Genomic DNA, 6992 nt, shown 5'->3' on the forward strand with positions numbered 1-6992 from the left:
ATTGAGGTGATATGGTGAAGCCCCTGCATGAGATTCCTGTGACAGCGCTGAAAGGTGTTGGGGCTGCACTTGCCGACAAGTTGGCAAAAATCCATATTCACAACCTGCAGGATCTGCTTTTTCACCTGCCCCTGAGATACGAGGATCGTACCCGCATTACACCTATTGCCGCTATTCATCCGGAAGGGGATTATGTCATTCAGGGCTCTGTTGTAGCGTCTGATGTTTTGATGGGGAAACGCCAGAGTCTGCTTTGCCGCATCAGTGATGGCACCGGTTCTGTGGGATTGCGGTTCTATCATTTCTCCAGCGCACAGAAGAATAGCCTCAAACCGGGTACTGAGGTTCGTTGTTTTGGTCAGCCCCGAAGAGGAGCCAGCGGTCTTGAGATTTATCACCCTGAATACTGGGTCATCAAACCGGATAATGATCTGGATGTTGAGGAAACCCTGACGCCTGTCTATCCGGCGACTGAAGGGCTTAACCAGCAGAGAATTCGGAGCCTTTGTGTGCAGGCGCTGGAAAAACTCGATCATCCTGATGCGCTTCAGGAGTGGCTGCCTGAAAATGTCAGATGGCAGTACCAGCTTGGCGCGCTGGTGGATGCGGTGGAGTTCCTGCACTCGCCTCCCCCCGATGTTTCTCTTGAACTGCTTTCTGAAGGTCGCCATCCGGCGCAAATACGACTGGCTTTTGAAGAACTTTTGGCTCACAACCTGAGCATGCAGAAGCTGCGTAGCCTGATCCGAACAGTAAAAAGTTATGCAATGTCACCCAGGCAGACGTTAACCCGTGATTTTCGTGAGCAGTTGCCATTTTCCCTGACAGGGGCTCAGGAAAAAGTACTGGCGGAAATCAGTGAGGATATGATGCAGCCTGATCCCATGTTGAGACTGGTTCAGGGCGACGTGGGTTCAGGTAAAACGGTGGTGGCTGCCCTGGCGGCACTTCAGGCGGTCGAGAACGATTATCAGGCTGCTGTTATGGCTCCCACGGAAATACTCGCTGAGCAGCACGAAAAAAACTTTAAAGAGTGGCTGAAACCTCTGGGGGTTTCTGTCGCCTATTTGTCAGGAAAAACCAAAGGGAAGAAGCGTCAGCAGGTTCTGGAAGAGATTGCCCGGGGCGATGCGGCTGTGGTTGTGGGCACTCATGCCCTCTTTCAGGAAGACGTGCAATTCAAGAAGCTGGGTCTGGCCATTATCGATGAGCAACATCGTTTTGGTGTGCATCAGAGAATGGCACTGCGAAAAAAGGGTGAGTTAAAAGGTGGGCAACCTCATCAGCTGATTATGACCGCAACGCCTATTCCCCGAACGCTGGCTATGAGTGCCTACGCTGATCTGGATTGTTCCGTTATCGATGAATTACCTCCGGGCAGAACACCGGTTAATACGGTCGTGATTGGCGATGACCGCCGTGATCAGGTGATAGAGCGACTGCGCTCAGCCTGTTTGGAGGGGCGTCAGGCCTATTGGGTCTGTACCTTGATTGAAGAATCAGAAGCCTTGCAGTGCCAGGCAGCTGAGGTGACGGCTGAACAGTTACGTGAGGCATTGCCTGAGCTTTCTATAGGACTGGTTCATGGTCGAATGAAAGCGGCTGAAAAGCTTGAAGTGATGGATGCTTTCAAATCCGGACACATGCATCTGTTGGTGGCCACTACAGTTATCGAAGTAGGAGTAGATGTACCCAATGCCAGCCTGATGATTATTGAAAACCCGGAGCGTCTGGGTCTGGCTCAATTGCATCAGCTAAGAGGTCGTGTCGGACGGGGCAGCATAGCGAGCCACTGTCTTCTGATGTATCACGCCCCGCTTTCGCAGCAAAGTAGAGAGCGTTTGCAAGTCATGCGCGACTCCAGCGATGGTTTTGTCATTGCTGAAAAAGACCTGGAATTACGTGGACCGGGTGAAGTGCTCGGTACCCGACAGACCGGGCTTGCCCAGTTCAAGGTAGCCGATCTTGAACGGGATGCCATTTTGCTGGATCAGGTCAGGGATGCAGCCCAGAGTGTCTTGAAAGAGGCACCACAAAACGCAGAGCCATTGATCCTGCGCTGGCTGGGTCATGCTGAGAAGTACGCCAATGTCTGAAGCCAAGTGAAATCGGTGCTTATCATTTATAAAAAAATTATGGTTTCACATTCCTTTCTTTGAATTTCTCGTGTGACTAATTTGCATTCAGGCAGAGATCGACTAGTCTCAGCCAGTGGCATTGACCTCAAGAGTATGTAATTAACTGTGAGGATTCTAGTCATGAATCTGTTAAGAGTCTCCTGCCTGAGCTTGGCTCTGGCCTTTTCTGTTCCTGCCGCCCTGGCCTCTCCTTTAGCGGCTCCTCTTGATCACGAGATTCCTCCTGAGGACAAGGTTCCTCCTGATGCCAAGGTTCCTCCTGATGCCGAGGCTCCTCCGGCTTCGAAGGATACGACAGAGTCGAGTTACCAGTTTTCTTGTGGGGATGCGAAAGGTATTTGCGGCGAGGAGTATTGTCAAAGTGATACGTATTTACCTGGTGCACTCAAAATTGTCACACCGTTTCACAAGAGGTCTAGCACTGACAGCCACAGCCAATTCTATAATTTGGCCAGCATGCTGCTGCGAGGCGATCATGATGGTGAACTTGAACGCTTTTGCGTAGATGAGTCGCTGTTGAAAAAACCCGGGGCGGGCTTCGACATTGATCAGCTGGAAGGAGAAAGCTTTTGGGGTATTCTCAAACTAGAGCAACTGGCAACAGGACAGCTTTTCTACGTGCCGCTCGAAACACAGGGGTTGCTCGTAACCGACAAGGGTGATTATAAGGCAGATGAGAAGGCAGCTGACGAGGTAATCTCTTACAAGTACAAGCTGGAGATATCAAATGCTGGCCCCTATCTCCAGGATCCTCACCTCCAAGAGCAGTATGGGCTTGCTGTCATGAACTGGATGTTGTTCAGTTGGCTGGTTGACCGATACATTCAAGATTCCGTATTCTTTGGACTCTCAGAAGATAATAGACTGGATTTTACCCTCCCCACACTGAACGCCAATTTTTTGGAGAATGGCAGCCCCGACGTCGAACTCAATTTGACCTCCGACAATCGTTATGGGGTAGGTGTTGTCTACAATGCCGTCATTGCTGGCACACTTGCTTTGCCTAACGGGGATGTGGTGGAGGATCTGAGATTAGAATCAAAAGCGATCCGCTTTCCCAGTTACGGGGTCGATCACTTCAGGATGAACAAGCGTAATCCCAAAGGCGTCAGTTTTGTTCCCTCTCGTGATTCTCAGTCAAAGGGGCGCTCAGGTCACTTTAAGGTGATAGATCTTGAGTTGATGCCGAAGAAAAAGTGAAACAGCTTGAATGAATCGGGCTTGTGACGATTTCTGATTGATAGCATGGCAAATAAATGGGGAAGCTCCCGTTTTGTGAGCTGGATTCAAAACCTCGTTTCTGATGATTGTTACTTTGCTCCTGCTTACCATGATGGCTGGTGGCAATCAGCTGATGATTGAAAATTCAGGGCAGCATCAGTGCCGGGAGATATCATGATCAAATGGTTTTTTCCGGCACTGGTTGTCGTCTGGTTTTGGAATTACAGGATTTCTTCACCGGACAAAAAGATTGTCACTAAGATACGCTAATGTCTGAAGCCTGGTCGTCGCTGGTGACGGAGTTCAGCTAATATTCCAGACTCTGCCGTAACGATCTGGCTCATATGTTAACACTGAACTTATCCAATATTTTCCTGAATCAGTCTGCTGAAAATAAGCTGGAGGTAATAGAGCTAGTCGGCCAGAAAATGGTTGAGGCCGGATATACCACTGAAGCTTACACGGTTGGTTTAAAAATGCGTGAAGCCATTTCCTCCACGTTCCTTGGAAATGGTATTGCTGTCCCCCATGGTACGCCGAACACTCGTGATGCTGTCATCAAAACCGGCGTGGTCATTCTCCAGTTTCCTCGCGGCGTTGACTGGGGTGACGGTGAAAAGGTCTTCATGGCTGTTGGCATAGCAGCCTGCTCCAATGAACATCTGCAGATTTTGAGAGGGCTGACACGAATGCTCGGTAACGACGAGCTATGCAGCACTCTGGCAAAAACAGAAAACCCCCAGGACGTTATTGATGCTATTAATTCTCCGCCCAGAGTGCCTGAGCTGATTTCTGAAGAACGGGTTCGTAGACGTGTTGATTCTAACTCTCCATTTGCATTGAAAGCTACGGCGTCAAGAGGGAGTGTCTGGCCTGCACCGGAAAAGGAAGTGCTTAGCCGGGCGTTCACTATTTTTAATCCGAATGGAATGCATGCCCGTCCTGGTAAGGTCTTTGTATCCACTATCAAGCCTTTTGAGTGCCGGATAGACGTTAGAAACCCTGATAAAAGTGGCGCATTTATTAACGGCAAAAGCCTGATGAAACTATTGAGTCTCGGGATTACCAGAGGCACCACCATAGAAGTCAAAGCCTCTGGTCCGGATGCTCAGGAAGCCATGGATGCACTGGAGCAGGCGATCAACGAAGGGCTGGCAGAATAATCGTGACCGTGGGCGCCTTGTATTTTTCAAAAAAACAAAAATTAACTTGCAAAAGGGCAGGTTAGGTATAGAATGAGAATCATTCTCATTGACAAGAAGAAAGGAGTCGCCTATCGAAACTAGACTTTTTGACCTGATTAACTGGTAAACAGCTACCAGTGACTCGCATATCCTCATCGTTTTGGCGGCTCGTCCCAAGCCGCCTTTTTTTATTCCCGTTCCGTGACTCTATCTGATACTAAAGCTCTGCTAATTTTATTTTTTTCATCCAATTTGGAAAAAATGAGGTATAACCTTCTTAAACCAGATAAGGATAGACTTAATGGATGTTCTGAGATACGAAATGCCACTGTTAAACGGAGATATTCAGTCTCTGGCTGAATATAAAGGCAAGGTAGTGTTGATTGTTAATACTGCAAGTCAGTGTGGTTTTACTCCTCAGTTCAAAGGATTGGAAGAACTGCACAAGAAGTATCAAGGGCAGGGGCTGGTGGTGTTGGGTTTTCCCTGTAACCAGTTTGGCAAACAGGAGCCCGGTGACAGTAGTGAAATCGGTGCTTTTTGTGAAAAAAATTATGGCGTCACATTTCCTGTCTTTGAAAAAGTAGAAGTGAATGGCGACGGTGCTGCTAATCTCTACAAGGATCTGAAGCAAGTAGCGCCCGGTTTGATGGGGACTAAAAATATTAAGTGGAACTTCACCAAGTTTCTTTTGAATCGTCAGGGTGAAGTGGTTGCGCGATATGCACCCACAACCAAGCCTCAGGAACTGGAGTCATCCATTAAAGATCTGCTTTCACAGGGTTGAGATAGCATTCGGAAGGTTCCGCAGTCCTTCCGGCAGACTAAGAATTTGACTGGGTTTGCCGACTCTACCGCTAATGACAGATGACTGTAAACCAGGAGACTGATAATGTCTGAGCTCGATTTAAATCCTCAAAGATCAGACAACTTTGAATATGCTGGATTTCTCGACCGATTCTGGGCAACGTTGATCGATACACTGGTTCTGATCATCATTACTCTACCGCTTGCCATGATGATTGACGGTAACCAGATGACAATGAAAGATTCAAAGCAGCTCCTGGATCCGGTCGATATCATGATCAACTGGTTATTTCCGGCGATGGCGGTTGTCTTGTTCTGGCATTACAAGAGCGCTACACCGGGCAAAATGCTTATTACCATGAAAGTCGTTGATGAAAAGACCGGCCTTGCTCCAAGCCTGTCTCAGTCTATCATTCGCTACCTGGCTTACTTTATCTCAATTTTACCCCTGTTTTTGGGTTTTTTCTGGATCGTAGTGGATAAAAAAAGGCAAGGATGGCATGACAAAATTGCCGGCACTGTTGTCATAAAATTCAGGAAATAAACCATTGCATTCAGAAAGCCTGTAGCTGATGCTTCTGAGCGAGTTAAGAGTATGAACGACAGGATTCTGATTCTATCATTGACAACAATCGAACGGGTCAGGAACCGTCATTTTCAAGACTATCTGGTCGTTGTCTTCTGCCAGTCTCTTCTTTAGAATTCACGTAATGTTTCTCCCTGAAAATTAACTCTTTGCCTCTGTTTATCAAACAGAGCAGTGTTCCTTTTATTGGGCATAGAGCTATTTAAAACGGTTTTCTATCCGACAAACCCATATCGGCTCGTATAATTAAAAACTAATCTTTCGCCACCCACCTGCCTGTTTGAATCGGAGGCAATGTTGTTCGATCTTAAAGCTAGTAAGGTAGCTACCATGAAAAATGACCTGTTGTCAGGTCTGACGGTAGCACTGGCATTGGTGCCCGAAGCGGTAGCTTTTGCATTTGTTGCGGGTGTTGAACCACTAGTGGGTCTCTACGCTGCGTTTATGGTAGGTCTTATCACAGCTGCAATCGGTGGTCGTCCGGGCATGATTTCTGGTGCTACCGGTGCACTGGCTGTGGTTATGGTCAGTCTGGTGGCCGACCACGGTGTTCAGTATCTCTTTGCAACCGTTGTACTGATGGGGATTATTCAGGTTCTGGCAGGGGCGTTGAAGCTGGGTAAATTTATTCGCATGGTGCCCCACCCGGTGATGCTGGGCTTTGTTAACGGCCTGGCGATCGTTATTTTCCTGGCTCAGCTGGGTCAATTTGGTGTAGAGGGTGCGACAGGCTGGTTGTCTGGAACCTTTATGGAAGGCAGTGTTATCGATATAGCCTGGATGCAGGGAAGTGAGCTCGGCATGATGCTGGGACTGGTGGCTTTGACCATGGCCATTATTCACTTTTTGCCTAAACTGACGACGGCGATTCCTTCTTCTCTGGCAGCCATTCTTGTGGTTTCGCTGCTGGTCATTGGCCTTGATCTTGATACCCGAACCGTAGGTGATGTAGCAGGCATTGCCGGTGGATTACCTGAATTCAGTATTCCCATGGTGCCATTGAGCATGGAGACTTTTCTGATTATTCTGCCCTACTCTCTGATCCTGGCGGCCATT

General features: G+C 48.2%; 6 protein-coding genes (1 of these 6 running past the window's edge). All 6 read left to right on the forward strand.

The features are described from left to right. Nucleotides 1–11 precede the first annotated feature (11 nt). Nucleotides 12–2096, forward strand: coding sequence for an ATP-dependent DNA helicase RecG (gene recG / locus ACO6VG_RS07080; protein WP_422473275.1), 2085 nt, complete (start codon nt 12–14; stop codon nt 2094–2096). A 162-nt stretch (nt 2097–2258) separates the two neighbouring features. Next, on the forward strand, nt 2259–3338 hold the full coding sequence (locus ACO6VG_RS07085) for a hypothetical protein (RefSeq protein WP_422136278.1): 1080 nt from the start codon (nt 2259–2261) through the stop codon (nt 3336–3338). 365 nt (nt 3339–3703) lie between these two features. Further along, on the forward strand, nt 3704–4522 hold the full coding sequence (locus ACO6VG_RS07090) for an HPr family phosphocarrier protein (RefSeq protein WP_422442060.1): 819 nt from the start codon (nt 3704–3706) through the stop codon (nt 4520–4522). 322 nt (nt 4523–4844) lie between these two features. Then, a complete protein-coding gene (locus tag ACO6VG_RS07095) occupies nt 4845–5330 on the forward strand; it encodes a glutathione peroxidase (RefSeq protein WP_422136280.1) in 486 nt (161 codons plus the stop codon). A gap of 105 nt (nt 5331–5435) precedes the next feature. After that, the gene (locus ACO6VG_RS07100) at nt 5436–5894 is read left to right on the forward strand and encodes an RDD family protein (protein ID WP_422136281.1); all 459 of its coding nucleotides are present in this window, start codon (nt 5436–5438) and stop codon (nt 5892–5894) included. Nucleotides 5895–6266: 372 nt separating this feature from the next. Further along, nucleotides 6267–6992 carry the 5' portion of a SulP family inorganic anion transporter gene (locus tag ACO6VG_RS07105; RefSeq protein ID WP_422473277.1) on the forward strand. Its footprint extends 801 nt past the window's final position, so the window shows 726 of its 1527 coding nt (coding positions 1–726); it begins with the start codon at nt 6267–6269; its stop codon lies beyond the right edge, outside the window.

This window comes from Endozoicomonas sp. ALB032 (genome assembly GCF_049310125.1).
GTDB lineage: Bacteria > Pseudomonadota > Gammaproteobacteria > Pseudomonadales > Endozoicomonadaceae > Endozoicomonas_A.